The sequence below is a fragment of the uncultured Nitrospira sp. genome (genome assembly GCA_902500695.1).
Taxonomy (GTDB): Bacteria; Nitrospirota; Nitrospiria; order Nitrospirales; family UBA8639; genus Nitrospira_E.
This window is the reverse complement of record CABVRQ010000069.1, coordinates 1-20,794: the sequence shown is the minus strand read 5'-3', so window position 1 is coordinate 20,794 and position 20,794 is coordinate 1. Positions and strand designations below refer to the sequence as shown.

General features: G+C 49.8%; 15 protein-coding genes. 6 read left to right on the top strand and 9 right to left on the bottom strand.

Translation table 11 applies throughout. From position 1 onward, the window contains the following. Positions 1 to 108: 108 nt before the first annotated feature. The 3 genes from tig (at position 109) to clpX (ending at position 3,425) form a co-directional block, all read left to right on the top strand. On the top strand, positions 109 to 1,434 hold the full coding sequence (gene tig / locus AAH187_RS14990; RefSeq protein ID WP_342349277.1) for a trigger factor: 1,326 nt from the start codon (positions 109 to 111) through the stop codon (positions 1,432 to 1,434). Positions 1,435 to 1,515: 81 nt separating this feature from the next. Further along, on the top strand, positions 1,516 to 2,145 hold the full coding sequence (clpP, locus tag AAH187_RS14985; RefSeq protein WP_342349276.1) for an ATP-dependent Clp endopeptidase proteolytic subunit ClpP: 630 nt from the start codon (positions 1,516 to 1,518) through the stop codon (positions 2,143 to 2,145). Between the two features lie 20 nt (positions 2,146 to 2,165). Then, the gene (gene clpX, locus AAH187_RS14980; RefSeq protein WP_342349275.1) at positions 2,166 to 3,425 is read left to right on the top strand and encodes an ATP-dependent Clp protease ATP-binding subunit ClpX; all 1,260 of its coding nucleotides are present in this window, start codon (positions 2,166 to 2,168) and stop codon (positions 3,423 to 3,425) included. 103 nt (positions 3,426 to 3,528) lie between these two features. Here clpX and AAH187_RS14975 read toward each other — a convergent pair whose 3' ends face one another. From AAH187_RS14975 to AAH187_RS14935, 9 genes are all read right to left on the bottom strand, one after another. Beyond that, a complete protein-coding gene (locus tag AAH187_RS14975; RefSeq protein ID WP_342349279.1) occupies positions 3,529 to 3,651 on the bottom strand; it encodes a topoisomerase DNA-binding C4 zinc finger domain-containing protein in 123 nt (40 codons plus the stop codon). Between the two features lie 126 nt (positions 3,652 to 3,777). Next, positions 3,778 to 6,396 carry a DNA topoisomerase III gene (locus tag AAH187_RS14970; protein WP_342349274.1) on the bottom strand — a complete coding sequence of 873 codons (2,619 nt, stop codon included), beginning with the start codon at positions 6,394 to 6,396 and terminating at the stop codon, positions 3,778 to 3,780. 642 nt (positions 6,397 to 7,038) lie between these two features. Next, complete coding sequence (gene dprA / locus AAH187_RS14965) at positions 7,039 to 8,175, bottom strand: DNA-processing protein DprA (RefSeq protein WP_342349273.1); 1,137 nt, start codon at positions 8,173 to 8,175, stop codon at positions 7,039 to 7,041. Between the two features lie 244 nt (positions 8,176 to 8,419). Further along, the gene (locus AAH187_RS14960; RefSeq protein ID WP_342349272.1) at positions 8,420 to 9,973 is read right to left on the bottom strand and encodes an Rne/Rng family ribonuclease; all 1,554 of its coding nucleotides are present in this window, start codon (positions 9,971 to 9,973) and stop codon (positions 8,420 to 8,422) included. A gap of 327 nt (positions 9,974 to 10,300) precedes the next feature. Next, positions 10,301 to 11,425, bottom strand: a complete 1,125-nt coding sequence (gene rodA, locus AAH187_RS14955; RefSeq protein WP_342349271.1) for a rod shape-determining protein RodA — start codon at positions 11,423 to 11,425, stop codon at positions 10,301 to 10,303. 42 nt (positions 11,426 to 11,467) lie between these two features. Further along, positions 11,468 to 13,300: a penicillin-binding protein 2 gene (gene mrdA, locus AAH187_RS14950; RefSeq protein WP_342349270.1), complete on the bottom strand. Its 1,833-nt coding sequence runs from the start codon at positions 13,298 to 13,300 to the stop codon at positions 11,468 to 11,470. 10 nt (positions 13,301 to 13,310) lie between these two features. After that, positions 13,311 to 13,820 carry a rod shape-determining protein MreD gene (mreD, locus tag AAH187_RS14945; protein WP_342349269.1) on the bottom strand — a complete coding sequence of 170 codons (510 nt, stop codon included), beginning with the start codon at positions 13,818 to 13,820 and terminating at the stop codon, positions 13,311 to 13,313. Positions 13,821 to 13,829: 9 nt separating this feature from the next. Further along, on the bottom strand, positions 13,830 to 14,585 hold the full coding sequence (mreC, locus tag AAH187_RS14940) for a rod shape-determining protein MreC (protein ID WP_342349268.1): 756 nt from the start codon (positions 14,583 to 14,585) through the stop codon (positions 13,830 to 13,832). A 142-nt stretch (positions 14,586 to 14,727) separates the two neighbouring features. After that, on the bottom strand, positions 14,728 to 15,765 hold the full coding sequence (locus AAH187_RS14935; RefSeq protein ID WP_342349278.1) for a rod shape-determining protein: 1,038 nt from the start codon (positions 15,763 to 15,765) through the stop codon (positions 14,728 to 14,730). Between the two features lie 441 nt (positions 15,766 to 16,206). Here AAH187_RS14935 and leuC point away from each other — a divergent pair, with 441 nt between their 5' ends. The 3 genes from leuC to AAH187_RS14920 all read left to right on the top strand — a co-directional run bounded on the left by leuC (position 16,207) and on the right by AAH187_RS14920 (position 20,563). Next, on the top strand, positions 16,207 to 17,613 hold the full coding sequence (gene leuC, locus AAH187_RS14930; protein ID WP_342349267.1) for a 3-isopropylmalate dehydratase large subunit: 1,407 nt from the start codon (positions 16,207 to 16,209) through the stop codon (positions 17,611 to 17,613). 69 nt (positions 17,614 to 17,682) lie between these two features. Continuing rightward, the gene (leuD, locus tag AAH187_RS14925) at positions 17,683 to 18,318 is read left to right on the top strand and encodes a 3-isopropylmalate dehydratase small subunit (RefSeq protein ID WP_342349266.1); all 636 of its coding nucleotides are present in this window, start codon (positions 17,683 to 17,685) and stop codon (positions 18,316 to 18,318) included. 250 nt (positions 18,319 to 18,568) lie between these two features. Beyond that, positions 18,569 to 20,563: a cation:proton antiporter gene (locus tag AAH187_RS14920; RefSeq protein ID WP_342349265.1), complete on the top strand. Its 1,995-nt coding sequence runs from the start codon at positions 18,569 to 18,571 to the stop codon at positions 20,561 to 20,563. Positions 20,564 to 20,794: the final 231 nt, after the last annotated feature.

Genomic DNA, 20,794 nt, shown 5'->3' with positions numbered 1-20,794 from the left:
GAGACTTAGGATCTCGTGGGTAACCGTGGGGGTTCAAGTCCCCCCTCTCGCACCAGTTCTTAACATCTATAATCTTTATCGTGCGCTTTTACAAGGATGAATGGTCTTATGAAGTTAGAAATGACAGAGCTCGGGCCGGTCAAACGGTCGTTAAAAATTGAAGTTCCCGAAGAAGCCGTCAAAAGCGAATTTCAAAAAGTGTATGCCCAGTTGAGGCGTGAAGCCAAAATCCCTGGATTCCGACCAGGGAAAGCGCCAATAGCCTTATTAGAAAAACGGTATGCCGATCTCGTGGAGCAGGATGTGGTGCAACGGTTGGTGCCCGATTATTACCAACGAGCGGTGAAGGAAGCCGGGGTGGTCCCTATCCTCGTTGATATTCCTCCATTGGAACGCATGAAAGTGAAGTCCAATAGTCCCTTTACCTTTACGGCTACGGTGGAAATAAAACCCACTATTCAATTAGGCGACTATCGACCACCGAATCCTATTTCCTTGAAACGGGATGCCCGCACGGTCACAGATGAACAGGTTGAAAAAGCCCTCCAGAGCCTACGGGAGCAACATGCCGAGCTTGACGTCGTTACAGAAGGAACGGCTCTTCGTGACGGATTGCATGCGGTGTTGTCTATTGAGGGGTTTGTAGAGGACCAGCCATTGGAAGGCACTCAGAAAAAAGGGCATCTCCTTCACATTGGGTCGAAGTCCCCGATTCTTGGCGTGGAGTTGGATGAGTTTCTTATCGGAAAACAGGCCGGGGACATGATTGAGATCCCGCAACCCTTTCCCGACAATCATCCTGATTCGCACCTTGCCGGAAAGACGATGGTCCTCAAGGTGACTGTTGATGCCGTGAAAGAGCAGAAACTCCCGGAACTGGATGATGAATTTGCCAAGGATTGCGGCGAATACGATTCACTGGAACAGCTCAAAACCACCATCAACACCCAATTGGATAATTTTCTGAAACAGGATCTTGAAGAAGGGTATAAAGATCAGGTGATTGAACGCTTGTTGCAGATGCATCACTTTGAAATTCCCGAGGTCCTGATTGAACGGGAGCTCCAGACGCTTATTCGGCAAAAAATGCTGAAAAACCATCGCCATGCTCATCGTGAAGATGATGTGGAAGAGCCCTTACGATTACAAGAAGAGGCCAAGCGTCTCCAACAAGAGTTGCATCCGGAAGCCAAGCGGCGTGTGAAGCTGAGTTTGATTCTGGATGCGATCGTCCAGAAAGAAGGCCTTCACATCAGTGAGGATGAGGTGAGCGCCGAAATTCAAAAACTGGCAACCTCCTTAAAGCTCCCGGTTGGTGAAATTCAACGCATGGTCGAAGCTGGAGGACAGGGGGCTCAGGAGGAGTTTCGGGAGCGGATGAAGGCGGAAAAAGCCTTGCAGTTCGTCTATCAAAATGCGGTCATTCAGGGGTAACACGTCGTTTCACCCTTCTGAATACACCTGTTCTGATATCTGTATTCGATACCTATTTACAACACGAGGAGGTCTCAGGGAATGCTCATTCCGATGGTTATTGAACAAACGAATCGAGGTGAACGGTCATATGATATTTACTCACGTCTTTTGAAAGACCGGATCATCTTTATCGGAGCCCCGATTGACGATGTGTTTGCGAATGTCGTCATTGCTCAGCTGTTGTTCTTGGAGTCCGAAGACCCGGAAAAGGACATTCACCTGTATGTCAATTCACCTGGCGGAAGTGTGACGGCGGGAATGGGGATCTATGATACGATGCAATATGTGAGGTCGCCGATCAACACCATCTGTTTAGGCCAAGCGGCAAGCATGGGTGCTTTGCTTTTAACAGCAGGAACTAAAGGCAAGCGTTTCGCTCTTCCCAATGCACGAGTGATGATTCATCAACCGATGGGAGGATTTCAGGGCCAGGCGACGGAGATTGATATTCATGCCCGCGAGATTTTAAAGATCCGCGAAAAATTGAATGAAATTATGGCCTTTCACACAGGGCAGCCGCTGGATAGAATCGCTCAAGATACCGAACGAGATTATTTTTTGTCGGGAGAAGAAGCCAAAGCGTACGGATTGATTGATGAGGTCATCGTCCGAAGTCAGGAAAAGGGGCACAAGGACGACACCAAGTCAGGTTCAAAAAGTAAGGATTAAGGGCAAAGGAGGCACTTCTTATGGCGAGACAAGCGAAGTCCGAAGCCAATCTTCGTTGCTCCTTCTGCGGTAAGAACCGTGATCAGGTTCGAAAACTCATTGCGGGTCCGACGGTCTATATTTGTGATGAATGCGTTGGTTTGTGTAATGAGATTATTTCCGAGGATTGGCAGGAGTCTCGCCAGGAGATTTCCGCAAAACTGTGCAAGCCGGTGGATATCCACCAACATCTTGATCAATACATTATCGGTCAGGACAAGGCAAAAAAGGTTCTCTCGGTTGCGGTCTATAACCATTATAAGCGTATATCAGCAAATGAAATCGGGGATGTCGAACTTCAAAAAGGCAATATTCTGATTGTCGGACCGACCGGGACAGGAAAAACTCTATTTGCCCAGACACTAGCCCATTATCTTGATGTCCCCTTTACGATTGCGGATGCGACGACGCTGACGGAAGCCGGGTATGTCGGCGAAGATGTTGAAAATATTATCTTGAAACTTCTGCAGGCTGCAGACTATGAAGTTGAGCGTGCAGAACGGGGAATTGTGTACATTGATGAAATTGACAAAATTACCCGCAAGGCCGATAGCCCTTCAATTACGCGTGATGTCTCGGGTGAGGGTGTCCAGCAGGCGTTGTTAAAACTCATTGAAGGGACCGTGGCCAATGTGCCCCCTCAAGGGGGAAGAAAACATCCTCATCAGGAGTTTATTCAAGTCAATACCACCAATATTTTATTTATTTGTGGCGGGGCATTCGTAGGATTGGATACCATCATTGAGCGGAGGTTGAACCAAAAGCGGATGGGCTTTGGCGCCGATGTGCAGATTCGTGGCCAACATCAAATTGGTGACTTATTCTCCAAAGTGGAACCGGAAGATCTGCTTCAATATGGGCTGATTCCTGAAATAATCGGTCGTTTGCCGATTGTTGCGGCTCTTGATCAATTGGATGAACCGGCATTGGTCCGCATTTTAACGGAACCCAAAAACGCGTTGATCAAGCAGTATCAGAAGTTATTGTCCTTGGATAAAGTGAAATTGAAGTTTGCCGATGGGGCGTTATTGGCAATTGCCAAAAAGGCCCATCTTCAAAAAACAGGAGCGCGTGGACTTCGGGCGGTCTTAGAGTCGGTGATGTTGGACTTGATGTATGAGCTGCCGTCGCAGGCCGAGGTGAAAGAGGTGTTGGTGACCGAGGAGTTTATTCACGGCAAGGGCGAGCCCATCAAAGTCTTTGAGCATCAGAAAGGCATTAAACCCGCCGTCGGATCTTAAGCTGGTTCCGGATTCTTCTCCCTGGGTGCAGCTATCTCCTCATACCCGTATTCCGCATTGTGACAGAGTCTTTTGCTTCCCGTTTGTTTCCTGATTTTTTCGATCAAAATGGAGCCTGGGATTGTGGGCAGGGACGATTGATGGGGCGATCCCAGATTGCAAAAGTGCAGGTAGGATAATTGCTGCAGGAATAAAATGCCTTGCCTTTTTTTGTGCGTTTTGGAATCAGGTCTCCCCCGCAATCCTTGGCAGCGCATTTGACTTCTAGCTTTAAGAGGTTGGTAGTTTTACATTCAGGGTATTGGGAACAGACGAGGAAATTTCCAAACCTGCAGCGTTCCCCGGTATTTCATCAGCGGGGTTTGAGTTTTTTTACCATACGAGCTGGTTTCTTAGCAGCCGATTTTTTTTCAACCGGTTTCTTTGTCGCGGCATCCTTTGCGGGCAACTTTTTGCCGCTCGCGGCCTGGTCGTCGCCAGCCTTGGGCTTACGGGCCTCAAATTCGAAGCCAACTTTCCCGTCATCCCCGCGTTTCAGGTAAGCCTTGAACTTGCGGCGGGTTCGTGATGAAACAAAGCCGGCCAGCAATTCGGTTCTGCCTTCGCTCAGCAATTTTCTGATCTGAGTGGGTTCGATTTCCTGTTGCAGTATGACTTTGCCCGTTCGAAAGTCGCAAGTTTTGTTCTGGCCGACCGCCTTTTCACAGGTATAATTCATTCCATGCTCATAAACCGATGACTGACACTTCGGGCAACTGCCCAGTGATTCCTGGCCTTGAAAATCAACCGGTTCACTGTTTTCATCGTCATCATTTTGACCGAAGTCAAATTCAAGCTTATGTTCATCGGTCAGTTTGAGTATTGCCGCAAACGGTCGGCCAAGCCGACTGCGAAATCCCTGCAACGGACCAATCGTGCGTTCGGTAATCAGGGTTTCTGCTTCTGGTACTTCCAATTGACGGCTGCCAGGAATTTTCGAAATTGAAAAATCGCACTGTGTGCAGGAAAACCGTTTGTAGTTTTCTTTGACTAGGGCGCCGCATTTGGGGCAGGGTGATTTTAATGTTGAGTAATCGCCTGGAACGGTTGTTGCCCCGTAGTTTTTGGCTCTCCCAACAATTTGTTCAACTATCTTACTGATTTCTTGCATGAACGTTTGGCGGTCCAACTGACCTCGTTCTATCTGCGAAAGCTTGCTTTCCCATTCGCCGGTCAGTTCCGGCATCGTGAGTTCGGTCACCCCCAGCCCGCGCAACAAGGTCAACAGTTGAAAGGCCTTGGTGGTGGGCATGAGTGACTTGTCATTTCGCAATAGATAGTTCTCGCCAATCAAGCCTTCGATGATCGCTGCGCGGGTTGCCGGTGTGCCCAGACCTTTCCCAGACATGGCTTCGCGCAAGTCATCATCATCAATCAGCTTACCGGCGCCTTCCATCGCAGAAAGCAGCGTGGCTTCGGTATATCTGGCGGGTGGTCTGGTCGCCATGTCGCGAACTTCAATATCGCTGACCGTGGCTTTTTCATTCTCATCAACCGCTACGAGCGTGCCCTCACCAGCAATGGCTTCACGGCCGTAAATGGCCAACCAGCCCGGCTTGACCATCACCTTGCCTTCGGTCTTGAAGTGGTGCTTGTCAATCTGGGAAATACGGGTGGTGTTTCGAAACTCCGCAGGCGGGAAAAAGGCCGCCATGAATCGACGCACGACCAGGTCGTATATCTTGGCTTCGGCTTCGCTGAGATTCTTGGGTGCCTGCAATGTGGGAATAATGGCGAAGTGATCAGAAATTTTCGCGTCATTGAAAATGCGCTTGTTCGGCTGGACCCAGTCATTGCTCAGAATTTTTGCCGCATGCGGCCCTATCGGATTGCCGCCGCTGCCGCTGGTTATGGCTGACAAATGCTCACTTGACTCATCACGCAGAATGGCCAGCGTATCTTTCACGGTAGAGAGATAGTCTTCCGGCAGAGCGCGCGAATCGGTTCTTGGATACGTCAACACCTTGTGGCGTTCATAGAGCGCTTGCGCCAGTGACAATGTTGTCTTGGCCGAAAAGCCAAACCGGGCGTTACCTTCACGTTGCAGACTGGTCAGGTCAAACAGCATCGGTGCGCTTTGTGTCGTCGGCTTGGTTTCTTCAGTGACCACAGCCTGCTGACTCTGGCAGGCCAGCCTGATTGCTTCAGCCTGTTTGCGTTCCCAAAGTCGCTCGGCGCGCCGTTCCGCATCTTCGTCATTCTTTTTGAAGCCCGTATCAAACCAGCGACCTGGATACTGTCCGGCCTCGACATCAAACTGGGCATGCACTTCAAAGTAGGGCCGCGAGACGAATTGCTTGATCTGTTCCTCGCGCTCCACGACGATGGTCAGGGTGGGTGTTTGAACCCGGCCAACGGTGGTGAGGTAAAAACCCCCGTCTTGGGAGTTGAATGCCGTCATAGCTCGGGTGCCGTTAATGCCAACCAGCCAGTCTGCTTCTGATCGGCAGCGGGCGGCATCGGCGAGCGGCTTCATTTGTTCATCATCGCGCAGTTCCTCAAAGGCTTCGCGAATGGCCTTGGGTGTCATGGACTGCAGCCAAAGCCGGCTTGTCGGTTGCTTGGCCTTCGTGTGCTGGACAATCAGTCGGAAGATCAGTTCGCCTTCGCGCCCGGCGTCGCAGGCGTTGATAATTCGGTCGATATCTTTGCGGCCGATCAGCCTGGCGAGCAACTTGAGCCGGTCCTCGGTCCGTGCGATTGGGTTTAGGTCGAAGTGATCGGGAATGACCGGCAGGTTGGCGAAAGACCACTTGCCACGTTTGACCTCTACGCCGTCAGGCGCCTTGATTTCAAGTAGGTGCCCAACGGCTGAAGTGACAACATAGTCGTCATCTTCAAAATAATCCTTCTCACGTTTCAGTCCGCCAAGCGAACGCGCGATGTCGGCTGCAACAGAGGGCTTCTCGGCAATTATCAGCGATTTACTCATTAGCAACTCTTACCGGGGAAGACTCCTTTGGCATCTTTGGTGTAAGCGAAACCGATACTCACGCGTGTAAGATTCACGACAGATTCAGGGTAAAAATGGCGCCGTCACAATCCACCTGTCGCGATGTGACCGGTTTTTTCGCGTGCTCATCATAATGATGGCGTAGGGTACAGGCAAGTTAGGCTGGGTGTTCAATTCATTTTTTCCAGCGGTCGTAGCCGGCTATCCGTCAGTCGTTCCAGCCAGCCTCCTAGACTAGCCTGCCGACGGTTCTGTCGCAAAAAAATGTTTTTAAAGGCAAAAAGGGGTTTATTGCTCCGTATCTGAAAGATGAAAATTACTCACTTTACCGGGGTTTTTCAACTCGGTCCAATTTGAAAAACCAGTGGCGTATCTGACAAATCTATTTTTTGTGACAGAACCGTCGAAGTTGTGTTCGAGGTCAATGCCCAGTTGCTCCTCGGGAGATCTTTAAGTTGACCCACAGATGTCAATGCTTGTTCATTGCGTCCAAAATACTTGGACAGGGTTTTGGCTTTGGTAGGCAATTCGACAATGACGAGTGATTTAGCCATAGACAGTGATGAGGGTCATGATTCGTTCACGAGCACCATTTCCCATAGGGGAAGAATGTGTTGTGTGCTATTTAATGTTCAGTCGGAGATACTGCAACCCCGGTATCTGCTTTATAAGCCCTTTGATCTCCAAAGACAAGAGAATGCTCATGACTTCAGATGGGGAATAGGTACATTGAATGATTAACTCGTCCAGCGAAACAGGTTCAAGTGAAAGACGATCAAATAGATGTTGTTCTTCTGCCCCTAGTGAAGGCGCCGAAGGTTGAAGCGGAAGTCCGTCTTGTTGTTTCTCGAGTTGTTCCCGGAAAGAGGGTTCTAACATAGGAAGAATTTCTTCCACAACATCTAACGAATTTTCGACTAATTTTGCCCCATCTTTAATGAGGCGGTGAGGGCCACGAGTCAAGGTATTCGTCACATTTCCTGGTACCGCAAAGACCTCACGGTTTTGTTCTAAGGCCATCCGAGCTGTAATAAGGGACCCGCTGCGCGAGGTGGCTTCTGCGACGATCACACCAAGTGAGAGTCCACTAATGATCCGATTCCGTTGAGGAAAATGGTAAGAATGTGGAGGGGTTCCCATGGGAAATTCAGAAAGAACGGCACCATGCTGTTCAATGCGTTGTCGTAGCGGATCGTGCTCAGGCGGATAGGTTCGATCAATGCCGCATCCAAGCACCGCCAGGGTTCTCCCGGATGTGGCGAGAGCGCCTTCGTGAGCTGCCGCATCAATGCCTCTGGCCAGGCCGCTCACAATCGTAAAGCCCAGTGCAGCTAAATCGCCACTCAGTTGTCGCGTGAATGTCCGTCCGATGTGCGAGCCTTTTCTTGAACCGACTACAGCAAGGGCCTGTTGATCGCGGTCCTGGAGTTGGCCTGTGCACCAGAGTAACGGAGGAGGATCCGTAATGGTTTTTAATCGGGGCGGATAGTGTGTGTCCACGAGTGTCATGATGGAGAATCGCCCATCCTGGACGGCCTGCAATTCTTTGGCAATGTGATCTTGTGCATCAGAAGATATGGGTTGATGAAGGGCTCTGGCCAATGAGGGAGAGATTTCCCCTATTGATACGAGGGCGTGGGCGTTGGAGGAGCGAATGGCTTCAGGCGAGCCGAACCGGTTGATGAGTCTGGTGTAAGTAACAGGACCAAGTCCTTTGACTGCCAAAAGTTCTAACCATCCTTGTAAGGGTGAGGTCATTCAGGTCCTTTGTGAGGATGGCGAATATGCGCCTGGAGATCACCGTCAAGTGGTCCGTTTGCATGAGTCTCCACCCAGAATTTGTGCCACGTTCGACTCTGGACGATGGAGATTTCCGGATTTTTCAGAATTGATAGAGGAATTTGGGTCTCCTTTCATTTCTGTTCCTGGAAACGAGTGGTACGGTTGACGGCGCAGGATTGTGGAGGACATCGTTCATGATTCAATCGTTCTCGCGTGGCTCCTAGGACGCGGTCCGAGTTTCGGTGCGTGACGTCAATTTCCCTACCACCACGATGTCATATTGCTCAAGGTGCAGTAATGGATCTGCCTCAAATAATATTTGTTGTTGGAATTCCTGTTCGAGTTGCTCAATGCTACTGTGCTCGGTTTCGAAAATGAGCTCAATGACTTTAGGGTTGGCACCGACCACAATGTGTTGGGGTTGTCCCCGAGTAATTCCAATGCGCCGGATATCTCGAAAAATTTCATACGCGACGGTCATGGTAGATTTGGTGTACCCTCTTCCCTCGCAGTCACCACAAATTTCCGATAACGTCCGTAAGAGATCTTCACGGACGCGTTCACGGGAAATTTCAATGAGCCCAAGATCGGAAATACGCGAGATACGCGTTTGAGCCTTATCGCCCGCCAGTGCGTCCAGTGTAGCCTGATAGACTTTTTCACGGTTCCGTTCCCGTTCCATGTCAATGAAATCAATAATGATAATGCCGCCAATGCCGCGCAATTTGATCTGGTAGCCAATTTCTTTCGCGGCCTCCAGATTGTTTTTTAAAATCGTTTCTTCCTGGTCGCGTTTCCCCACAAACCGTCCCGTATTGACGTCCACCACCGTCATGGCCTCTGTGTGGTCAATCACAATGTGCCCTCCGGACTTGAGCCAGACTTTCCGGCTCAGGGCTCGGGTAATCTCCAATTCGATCCCTAAGTGATCGAATAACCCTTCCTGCTTCTTGTCATAGAAATGTACGCGAGCGGCTTGTTCCGGAAGATAACGCCGGACAAAATCTTTGACTTCCTCGAAATCCGGTTTTGCGTCAACTAATAGGCGATCGACTTTTTTGGTGAATAAGTCTCGCACCACCCGGAGCGGGAGGGAGAGATCCGTATGCAAGAGGGACGGGGCTGGTTGTCTACCGGCCGCTTTGAGCGTGTCTTCCCATAGCGCTGTGAGGAATCTCACGTCGGTTTGGAGATCGTCTTCCGGTACATCTTCGCACACGGTCCTGACAATGTATCCATATTCGGGTTTCCGGATGCGCCTCATGAGGTCCTTCAGGCGATGCCGCTCGTCTTCTTTTGTAATTCTTCGCGATACACCAATGTGGTCGACATTGGGCATGAGCACCAAAAACCTTCCGGGAAGAGAGACGTAGGTGGTAATCCGAGGTCCCTTGGTGCCGATTGGGCCTTTGGAAATTTGTACAAGAAGTTCCTGGCCTTCTGCCAGCAGGTTTTCAATGGGGCGTGCGGTTTGGCGTCGAGGACGCGGCAGGTCTTGACTCCGTTCATCCTCTTCACTATCCACGAGTGTGTCCCCTGGTTCGGTTCCGACCGAAAGATCGGATACGTGGATAAACGCGGCCCGATCCAGTCCAATATCGACAAAGGCCGCTTGCATACCAGGCAGAACTTTAATGACCTTGCCTTTGTAAATGTCTCCCACAAAATCTTTTTTTCTTGGACGGTCGACATACAATTCTGTCACGACACGATTGTCGAGCACGGCAACCCGTGTTTCTTCACGAGTGACACTAATCGCAATTTCTACTCCCATAGTTATCTCCCTACATTCTCAGAAGGGACCAGAAGCTTCTCTTCGACACATTCTTTGTGAAGATGATGTTGCTGGTGGGGCTGAGCCAGTTTGTTGGATCTGCCTGTCAAAATCTGAGATAGCTTTGTGCCCCTTCTGTCAATAATTGTAAATGAATACTGTATGGAACCATTTGAGGATGGTTCTGTGTGTCCACTTCCTTGTTTCTGCAAGTGTGGGGGAAATCCGCGGCTTTGGGACTTTTCTGAATTGAATTCTCCGTTGATTCCCTCTTTGTGCGATAACCAGTCCAACGCTATCAAAAATAAACCGCAGGATACATGATACCTAAAGGAGTGACAGGCGTCTCCGTTTTACGTTAAGCAAGAGTCCCAAAGCTGTGAGATTCACCACCATGGCGCTCCCTCCATAGCTCATGAGGGGGAGTGGAATGCCCACTACAGGGGCCAGTCCTGATGTCATCGCGATATTCACGACCACTCCAAAGGCCACCATGGCTACCACTCCGACGGCCAGGAGTGCTCCGACGATGTCTTTGGCCTTAAACGCGATTTCTAAACCCATCAAAAACAAGAGAATATATAAGGATAGTAAGACCATTGATCCAATAAAGCCCCATTCTTCGGCAAAAACCGCAAATACAAAATCGGTGTGGCCTTCGGGAAGAAATTTAAATTGGGTCTGCGTTCCCCCATATAAGCCCTTTCCTAATAATTGGCCGGAACCAATCGCGATGCGGGATTGAAGTCCGTGATAACCTTTTCCTCCGGGATCAGAGTTGGGGTCAACAAAGCTGAGAATCCTGTCCTGTTGGTACTCGTGAAGGGAGCCCCAGACCCCGCCCCAGGCGAATGGGAAAAGCATGAGGGCCGCTAATATCATAAACCCAAAGGCTTTGGACTTCATCCCCACCGTGAGAACGACGACAAGAAAAATGGCCAGAAAACCAAGGCTGCTTCCTAGGTCCGGTTGTTTAAGTATGAGTAAGAATCCTGGGAGCACGATGAGTCCGGGGATGATCAATCGACGCACCCAGCCTTTACGGGTGGCTGTCCCATAGTAGGTAGCCAACATGAGTAGCAGGGGAATCTTAATGAATTCTGAAGGCTGGACCGCAAAGGGGCCAAGGGGAATCCATCGTTGGGAGCCTCGACTGGTTTTGCCTGCGATTACCACGATAATAAGTAAGATCAGTCCGATCCCATAGAGCAGATATGAAAGACGAGTGAGTTTGTGATAGTCAATACCTACCGCGATCAAAAAGGCTAAGGAGCCGACGACCATCCATGTGGCTTGCTTGAGATAAATGGGTATTCCAGTTGTTGCCTGGGTATTGGTGACGCTATAAATGGATAGGATGCCAACAGAGATAATGGCCATAATGACACCCAGGAAACACCAATCGAAGGTATCCAGGCCTCGGCGGTTTACATTATCGTTCATCAATGACATGAGATGGGTCGTTCTCCGTCCCTAAGGGATGGGATTTCTGATTTAGAGAGTAGGTTGTTGGGTCGTGTCATAGCCCATATAGGCTTCAATGAGGGTTTTGGCTAATGGAGCGGACGCTGATCCCCCATGCCCCATGTGTTCAACTAATACTGCCACCGCAATCCTTGGATGCTCTATGGGAGCAAACGCCACAAACCAGGCATGGTCTCGAAATTCCTTTTGAGGCTCCTTGTTCTTATCTTTGTCCCCATCAGGTTTCAACGCAACGACCTGAGCTGTTCCAGTTTTGCCCGCTATACTCACGAAATCTGATTGAGCCAGTTTGGCTGTTCCCTTGGTGACGACTGCAGCCAATCCTTCCTTGATATGCGAAAACGTTTGGGGAGAGATGCCCAATTGGCGAATGGGTGGCTCAGGCTCTTCTTTAAGATTGCCGGTTCGTCGAAGGCGGGAGGCCTTGAGCAACCGGGGTTGGACCACTCGTCCATTGGTTGCGACGATGGAAGCCACTTTCGCCATCTGAAGGGGGGTCACGGTTAAAAATCCTTGCCCAATGGAAATCGAAATGGTCTCTCCAGGGTACCATGGTTCTCGTTTGACTCTTTTTTTCCATTCCGAGGAAGGGACGAGGCCAGACCGTTCTGAAGGGAGGGCAATGCCTGTTTTTTCACCTAATCCGAACTGACGGGCAAAGGTGGCGATGGGATCGATACCCAGTTGATTCCCAGCCTTGTAAAAGTAAACATCACAAGATTCGGCAATGGCTTTGGTTAAATCGACTTGACCGTGCCCTCCTGCCTTCCAATCACGAAAGACCCGCCTTCCAAAAGGAAATGTTCCATGGCAGGGTATCATTTCCTGTGCGCTGAGGGTTTGAGTCTCCAAGAGGGCTGCGGCCATAATGATTTTAAATACCGACCCAGGAGGATATTGGCCTTGAATGGCGCGATTGGTGAGGGGGTGGCGGGGATCTTTGAGAAATCGTTGCCAGTCCTTGGCGCTAATCCCTCCTGAGACATTATTAGGATTAAACCCAGGTTTACTCGCCAGCGCCAGGACGTCTCCATTCCAGGGATCCAGGGCGACAATGGCTCCGGCTTCCTCTCCCAACAGGTCTTCTGCGAGGCGTTGAAGTCGAATGTCGAGAGTCAGGTATAGGTCATCCCCAGCCAGGGGACGTTGAACGGAGAGTGACCGTTTCGGATATCCCAGGGCATCGACTTCAATGACTTCTTCTCCCGTTTCTCCTAGCAGATATTCATCAAATGTCCGCTCCACTCCATTTTGCCCGATGATGCGTCCTCCCTGAAGATTGGAAAATCCTGGCTCCTTAAGCTGGGATTCGGAAATCTCTCCCACATAACCCAGGACATGTGAGGCGTAATTCTCAAGTGGATAGTGACGTTGATATTCCGGCTGAATGACTACCCCGGGGAGTTCCAGACGGTGCGATTCAATGAGTGCCGCCTCTTTAAGGGTAATGTCGGCTTTGATTTTAACTCGTCCTCTTCGATTCTTGAGTGCCAGTTTATTGGAAATCTCTTGTTGGTCAATATCTACGAACTGAGGTAACTGAGCCTGAAGAGCTTCACGGTCTTGTAGGTCTTCCAAAGAAAGATATAGTTGGAAGCTGGGGATATTATTGGCGAGAAGTTCGCCATTCCGATCATACAGAAGCCCACGAGCCGGTTCTAAGACAATGGTTCGAGTGCGATTGTCGCGGGCGAGTTCTTGATAGTGCAATCCGTCTCGAACCTGTAATTGCCAAAGACGTAACCCCAATAACACTAACAACATCAGAAAGCCGATCTTGACGAAAATTAATCGGCTTTGAATATCGGCAAGTTCATTGGCTTGGCGGGAAGTGTCCAACATGGTGTGGGTCTTATCGTGGTCCCTGGCCTAAGTGTACCATACTCACCGATTGGCCAATGAACTTGATAAGCCAGAACAACACCAGAGTGAGGAGGCTGTTGTAGAGGCCTTGTGGGAGCAGTCTGGAGGATAAGGCATCTAAAAGGGCAAAGCCATCCAATCCCGGGTAAGCCACGATGAGGGAGGCCAATCCACATCCTAATGACAACGCGAAGGTGACGAGCAGGACTGCGGGACTGGTGACTGTGGAAAATGTGTGGGTTGTGATGCCAGCCAAGCCACCCGCAAGTGCCTTTATGATCATATTGAGCCCAATTCCGCCTGGAGTGAGTAAGTCTTGAAATAGTCCCACCGTCAGTCCGATCATCAGTCCTTTGTATTCGCCTGAAAGAAACCCGATCATGCAGGCTAAGATGAAACATAAATCAGGGTAAATCCCTTTGACGGAAAGGACCGTGCTAAAGATGGCTTGAGCCAGAACCACTCCAAAGCACAGAACGATGTTGAGAAATATCGTCACGTGATTACATTAGGGAGAAAGAGAGCCAGCCGGTTTCGGTAATGATGAAGGGAGAGGAGGCTGGAATGTGGTAATCACCAGGACCGCTTCCAGTTTGGCAAAATCCACAATTGGCTCGATTTCACCCAGTTGAAATAAATCGGTATCGGCTTTGGTGACCTCGTGAATCCGGCCAATTTGGAGTCCACGGGGAAAATCATTCGTTAATCCAGATGTGACCACTGGATCTCCTGGTAGAACGGGGGAAAGAGGCGGCAGATATTTCATATGAATGGTTCCTTGAGGGGTTCCCTGCACCAGCCCCTCATCCCGGCTTTTTTGAATCATCCCGGTGATCGCGACGTTGGGGTCGGAAAGAAGAAGCACGATGGCTGTCGTGGGGTTGACTCGTACGACACGTCCCACCACTCCGGCATCAGTGATAACTCCCATTTCCGGATGAATGCCGTCTTGATTCCCTTTATTGATGATGATGGCCCGATACCAATTGGACACATTTCGGCCGATGATTCGAGCCGGAAGGGTCGTCATGGGTGTGGTTTCCTGATACGCCAGCAATTGTTGAAATTGCGTGGCTATAATGGCTTTTTCTCGAAGAAAATTCTTCTCTCCTTGTAAGCGCTGAACTTCCTGCTTGAGCTGTTGATTGTCTTCCCACGCATTCTGTAGTGCGATGTAGTGGTCCCATGCGTGACGGATAGAATCCTGTATCGAGGCTACAGCATGCAGGGGGACTTCCAAGATTCGTGCGAAAGGTCCTCCCACATGACTTAACCATTCCTGCGATTGTCGCGGCAGAAACAGCAGGAGTGCGAGGAATAGAATGAAGATAACTCCTAGAACTCGACGGATACTTGTAGATATGGGAAAATTCGGCTCTGATCGAGGCATGCCAATAGAGGGAAGCTCAGGGATTCAGCCTGGAATGCGAAGAAATTTTTCGAAGGAGGCTAAATTCTTCAAGAGTTTTTCCTACTCCTAAGACCACCGAAGTTAAGGGGTCATCGACAGTGACAATGGGTAGGGACGTTTCTTCACGTAGTCGATTGTCCAGCCCTTGAAGCATTGATCCCCCTCCGGTCAGCACGATCCCCCGGTCGATAATATCTCCTGCCAATTCCGGCGGAGTATTCTCTAAAGCCAGACGAATGGCTCGGATGATGGTGGTGAGGCAATCTTGTAAAGCTTCTCGTATCTCATTGTCGTCGACAAGAATCGTTCTGGGGATCCCGGACACCACATCCCGCCCTTTGACGGCCATTTGCTTTTTTTCAGGCAGAGGGTAGGCTGAGCCGATTTCCATCTTGATGCGTTCTGCCATATGTTCGCCGATTAACAAGCTGTATTCCCGCTTGAGATAGTTTGTGATGGCTCCATCTAATTGATCGCCCGCCACCCTGACTGATTCACTGTAAACGATTCCTCCCAAGGAGATTACGGCGATGTCGGTTGTGCCTCCTCCGATATCGACCACCATGTTGCCGGAGGGCTCGGTAATCGGCAATCCCGCACCAATTGCAGCGGCCACCGGTTCTTCGATGAGATAGACTTCCCGTGCACCAGCTAATTCGGCTGATTCCTTAACGGCACGTTGTTCGACTTGCGTGATTCTGGATGGGACACCAATAATAATTCGTGGCCTGAGTAGAGTTCCCCCGCGATGAACTTTTTGGATAAAATGGCGTAACATGCTTTCTGTCATGTCAAAATCAGCAATGACACCTTCTCGCATGGGGCGAATGGCGGTGAGATTGCCAGGGGTTCGCCCGATCATTCGCTTCGCTTCTTCCCCGACCGACAGAAGTTTTTTTGAGTTGGTCTCAACTGTCACCACGGAGGGTTCGTTCAAAACAATTCCTTTTCCCTTGATATAAATTAAGGTAGAGGAAGTTCCTAGATCGATGGCCATGTCTTGGGAAAAATGGCTAATGAAATAATTGAATATACCCATGGGAAGTTTTGAGACCTATCAATTTCAGAAGGTGGGGGACAATGGCGGAGTCGGAATTAGGATTGTTAGAGTCTTTCCGCACTACAGGAGAAATAGATGAACTTCACTTTTATATGCATGATTTCCCGGTTAACCTCGCTCTTTCGACGTTGGGTCGTTGTCCGCGACTGGCCGGAAACCACTTAGATTGGTTCGGGTCTGGATGAATGTTAGTCGGTATCCAATTATTTCCACCTAAGTATTTAGAAGGTGAAAGCATCAGATTGGATTGTTCCCTGTCGTAAGGAAAAGTATATCAGAAGTCTTAAAAGACCACAAAGAATAGGCGGATCTGAAACCAAATTTGCAAAAAGCTCTTCCTGGCTCTTGCCAGAAGGTCACAAATGTAGATAATTAGAGTCCGAAAATTTTCAAAAAGAAAGAAGGATACAATCCATGGCAAGCAAAACATTGTTTGAAAAGATTTGGGATCAGCATGTGGTTCGTGAAGAGCCAGATGGGACAACCTTATTATATATTGACCGACATCTGGTGCATGAAGTGACTTCCCCTCAAGCCTTTGAGGGACTTCGGTTAGCCGGAAGAAGGCCAAGGCGTCCAACTGCGGCGCTGGCTGTTCCCGATCACAATGTTCCAACCACCGACCGGTCGCAGGGCATTGCCGATCCTATGAGTGCCTTGCAAATTTCAACCTTGGAAGGCAACTGTGCAGAATTTGGAATCACCTATTATGGGATGGATGATATCCGTCAAGGAATTGTCCATGTGATCGGACCTGAGCAAGGGTTGACGCTACCGGGGATGACGATTGTATGTGGAGATTCCCATACCTCGACTCATGGGGCGTTTGGGGCTTTGGCGTTTGGCATTGGCACCTCAGAAGTCGAGCATGTGCTGGCGACGCAATGCTTGGTCCAGAAACGACCAAAAACTATGGAAATTCGGGTGGAGGGCACGCTTCCTGACTATTGTTCTTCCAAAGATGTCATTCTGGCGATTATCGGGCAAATTGGTATTGGTGGTGGAACCGGATATGTCGTGGAATATACGGGTTCGGTGATCCGATCGTTTTCAATGGAAGGCCGAATGACCCTTTGTAATATGTCTATTGAGGCGGGAGCGCGCGCTGGCCTGGTCAGTCCAGACGAATTGACGGTCACATACGTGAAGAACCGGCCTCTTAGTCCGAAGGAGGAGGTGTTTCAGCAGGCGAAGTCGGATTGGTTGGAATTGAAAACAGACCCAGGAGCTCGGTTTGATAAGGTTATTGAGCTACGAGGGAATGATATTTCTCCTCAAGTGACTTGGGGGACCAATCCCGGAATGGTGACTGATGTGAATGGCCATGTGCCTGATCCTGCATCCATTGCGGATGAAAAACTGCGGACGGCTACAGAACGTGCCTTAGCGTATATGGGGTTGCCAGGTGGCATCCCTATATGTGATATCCGGGTCGATCGAGTCTTCATCGGGTCCTGCACCAACTCACGAATTGAGGATTTACGGGTGGCGGCACGGTATGCCAAAGGAAAGCACGTTGCCAAAAGCGTCCAGGCCATGGTGGTCCCTGGATCAGGGTTAGTCAAACACCAAGCGGAAGAGGAAGGTTTGGATCGGATTTTTCGTGAGGCGGGTTTTGAATGGCGTGAACCAGGATGCAGTATGTGCCTCGCCATGAATGCGGACGTGCTCACACCGGGAGAACGATGTGCCTCAACCAGTAATCGAAACTTCGAGGGGCGTCAGGGCAAGGGCGGACGGACGCACTTAGTATCCCCTGCTATGGCTGCTGCTGCTGCCGTTGAGGGACATTTTGTTGATATTCGTGATTGGAAGATGTGAGATCAATAAGGGAATTCTTTTATCTTCGAGAGAGCAATTGTTTTCTCTAGCATTAAACGGGAGATAGACATGCAAGCGTTTACTATATTGACTGGAACGGTCGCTCCGTTAAATCGCGGCAATGTTGATACGGATCAAATCATTCCGAAGCAATATTTGAAAACGATTCATCGCACCGGCCTCAAAGAGGGATTATTTGCCGATTGGCGGCGACGTGCGGATGGGTCCCAGGATCCTGAGTTTTTTGTCAACCAACCGTGCTATCAACAGGCCACGATTCTATTGACCCGTGAAAATTTCGGATGTGGATCCTCAAGGGAGCACGCTCCATGGGCCTTGTTGGACTATGGCATTCGTTGTATTGTGGCTCCGAGTTTTGCCGATATTTTCTACAACAATTGTTTTCAGAATGGGATTCTCCCCGTCGAGCTTCCAGGGGATGCCATCCAAACACTGTTTGACCGGGTAGCCCATACTGACCAATATCAAGTCACAGTCGACTTGGCTCAGCAGGTTGTCACTCTTCCCGAAGGGGAGAAGTATCCCTTTACCTTGGATTTTTTTCGCAAGGATTGTTTGTTGAAGGGATTAGACGGAATTGGACTCACGCTTCAACACGAATCTGACATTACTACCTATGAAAAACGCCGCGCCCATGAGGCTCCCTGGCTTTTTCAGGATTTTTCCGCTTCAGGCCACTCGTAAAAGTCCATTAATCTTCTCAATTGATCGGGATGGGTCTGGAATGACCCATCTCGATTCTCCTCTTGATCTTTCTCCTATCCCATCTGAAATAGCATTATCTCATGTCAGATGAGTGGGGCACAGCGAATGGTAGACATTTTCCTCGATCCGAGGGATGATGGGTGCTTGAAACCCACCCAAACTTCTTTATCGTGTCTACGTAAGGTATGGGGAATACCCTGAATGCATTCCATCGTCACCCACTCGACTTATGAGTGAAGTCCACATCCTACGAGATGTCCTCATTATTTTTTCTATCTCCGTTCTGGTTGTTTTTGTCTTTCAAAAACTCCGGCTACCGGCGGTTGCCGGATTTTTAGTTTCTGGCACCTTAGTGGGTCCTCACGGACTGAACCTCATTTCTGATCTGCACCAAGTCGAAACTCTTGCCGAAATCGGTGTGGTGTTGTTGTTGTTTACCATTGGCTTGGAAACCTCTCTTTCTCGCATACGGGCTTCCAGAAGGCTCTTATGGGTTGGTGGTCCCCTGCAGATTTTGAGCATGCTCAGTGGCGTAACGCTTGGGGGATGGTTATTGGGTCGATCATGGGAGGAATCGGTCTTCTGGGGTCTGTTGTTGTCGTTGAGCAGCACCGCCATTGTCCTCAAGATTCTGGGAGATCGAGGGGAAATTGATGCGTTGCATGGGCAAGCGACCATGGCGATTCTTATTTTTCAGGATCTAGCCGTGGTGGCGATGATTTTACTGACTCCGGTACTGGGAACAGGTTCCCAAGGGGAGACAGGGGTCATTGTCGAAACGCTCGTGAAATCCGTCATAGTTGTGGGGTTGATTGTGCTGGCTGCACGGGTTCTTGTCCCTCATGTTCTTCATCTGATTGTGGGAACTCGAAGCCGAGAGCTATTTCTCCTGTCGATTATCGTGTTGGGGCTGGGAACGGCCTGGTTGACCTCTCTCGCAGGTCTGTCATTGGCTCTTGGCGCATTTATCGCGGGCCTCGTGATTTCCGAATCTGAATATAGTCATCAGGCGCTCGCCGAAGTGATTCCCTTTCGGGATAGTTTTAATAGTTTGTTTTTTGTTTCAGTGGGGATGTTAATGAATCCCTCGGTCATCTTTGAATTTCCCATCCTGGTGATGGGAATGTTGGTGCTTGTGGTTTTGGGCAAGTTTCTTACGGGAACCGGAGCGGTGTTCCTAGCTGGAGCTCCGGTATCTTCTGCATTGTTAACAGGGGTGGCCTTAGCGCAGGTGGGAGAATTTGCCTTTATTCTCGCACGGGTGGGTCAGGGGGAAGGGTTATTGGACACGCAAGCCTATAATATTTTTCTTGCAGTATCGGTGTTGTCTATGACGATTACGCCCTTTTTGATTCAATGGGCTCCCCGACTGGCTAGACGAACAGAGGCGCTTGACCGCCTGAAGCATTGGTTTCCTCGACGACAATCCAATGCGTCACAAAGCACCAAAATCAAAGTTAAAGATCATGTCATCATCGTGGGCTATGGCTTAAATGGGCGGAATCTCGCACGAGTCTTAGGTGATATGGAGATTCCATTTGTTGTGCTGGACGTCAATCCTGATGTCGTGCAGGCTGATCAAAAAGGCCGAGGCACCATTCTCTATGGGGATGGGACGAATCCCAGGGTGTTGACTCAAGCCGGGATCATAATGGCGAGAGTGCTCGTAGTCGCTACCTCTGACCCCTTTGGAGCGCGTCGGATTGTCCAGCAAGCACGACAACTGAATCCCACTCTACATATTGTCGTACGAACACGATATTTAAAGGAATTGCAGGATCTTCAAGAGCTAGGAGCCAATGACGTCGTGCCGGAAGAATTCGAAACATCTATTGAGATTTTTGCCTTGGTCCTTCGTACCTACCAGACGCCGAAGTCCATGATCCAAGACAAAGTTGAAGAAATTCGCCGGGAGGGTTATCTCCTGCTTCGGAGAGGGGAGCTACCTGAGTTAGCTCACCATCTGCGTGCTGGGACATTGGCTGATGTGCAAGTCGATACCTGTCGGGTGGAAAACGATTCTCACGTGTTGGGGAAACCATTGACACAGTTGCATATTCATGGACGGACTGGCGCTTCGGTGATTGCGATTACCCGGGGTGGCGTGACGCAATCCAATCCTTCTCGCGATACGGTTCTGGAGCCAGGTGATGTCCTCGTCCTTCTTGGTGCGCGCGAGCAAATCCGTAAGGCCATCGCCCTCCTTGTGGATGCTAAAATGTGAGAGGCTTAATCTCGTCCAGGCGTATTTAAACGACGGATAATCCGTGGTTGGCGTTCCTTAATAAGTTACACCCAAAAACCATCGTTTTTCTACTCCAGGTATAGAACGTGGCTTGCATGAATTTTTATTTTCTTGAAATCAGGTTTGCCTGTCATGAGGTTTTCATGCTGGAGGTAGCCTGACTCCCAGGAGGGTCCTGGGAACGTCATGAGATGCCGGCTGGCATGCGTC

Bases quoted from the DNA above. Each gene is read 5' to 3' on its own strand.
- mrdA (WP_342349270.1), bottom strand. From the start codon at position 13,300: ATGTTGGACACTTCCCGCCAAGCCAATGAACTTGCCGATATTCAAAGC.
- dprA (WP_342349273.1), bottom strand. From the start codon at position 8,175: ATGACCTCACCCTTACAAGGATGGTTAGAACTTTTGGCAGTCAAAGGA.
- clpX (WP_342349275.1), top strand. From the start codon at position 2,166: ATGGCGAGACAAGCGAAGTCCGAAGCCAATCTTCGTTGCTCCTTCTGC.
- clpP (WP_342349276.1), top strand. From the start codon at position 1,516: ATGCTCATTCCGATGGTTATTGAACAAACGAATCGAGGTGAACGGTCA.
- tig (WP_342349277.1), top strand. From the start codon at position 109: ATGAAGTTAGAAATGACAGAGCTCGGGCCGGTCAAACGGTCGTTAAAA.
- leuC (WP_342349267.1), top strand. From the start codon at position 16,207: ATGGCAAGCAAAACATTGTTTGAAAAGATTTGGGATCAGCATGTGGTT.
- AAH187_RS14920 (WP_342349265.1), top strand. From the start codon at position 18,569: ATGAGTGAAGTCCACATCCTACGAGATGTCCTCATTATTTTTTCTATC.
- AAH187_RS14970 (WP_342349274.1), bottom strand. From the start codon at position 6,396: ATGAGTAAATCGCTGATAATTGCCGAGAAGCCCTCTGTTGCAGCCGAC.
- rodA (WP_342349271.1), bottom strand. From the start codon at position 11,425: ATGTCATTGATGAACGATAATGTAAACCGCCGAGGCCTGGATACCTTC.
- leuD (WP_342349266.1), top strand. From the start codon at position 17,683: ATGCAAGCGTTTACTATATTGACTGGAACGGTCGCTCCGTTAAATCGC.
- AAH187_RS14960 (WP_342349272.1), bottom strand. From the start codon at position 9,973: ATGGGAGTAGAAATTGCGATTAGTGTCACTCGTGAAGAAACACGGGTT.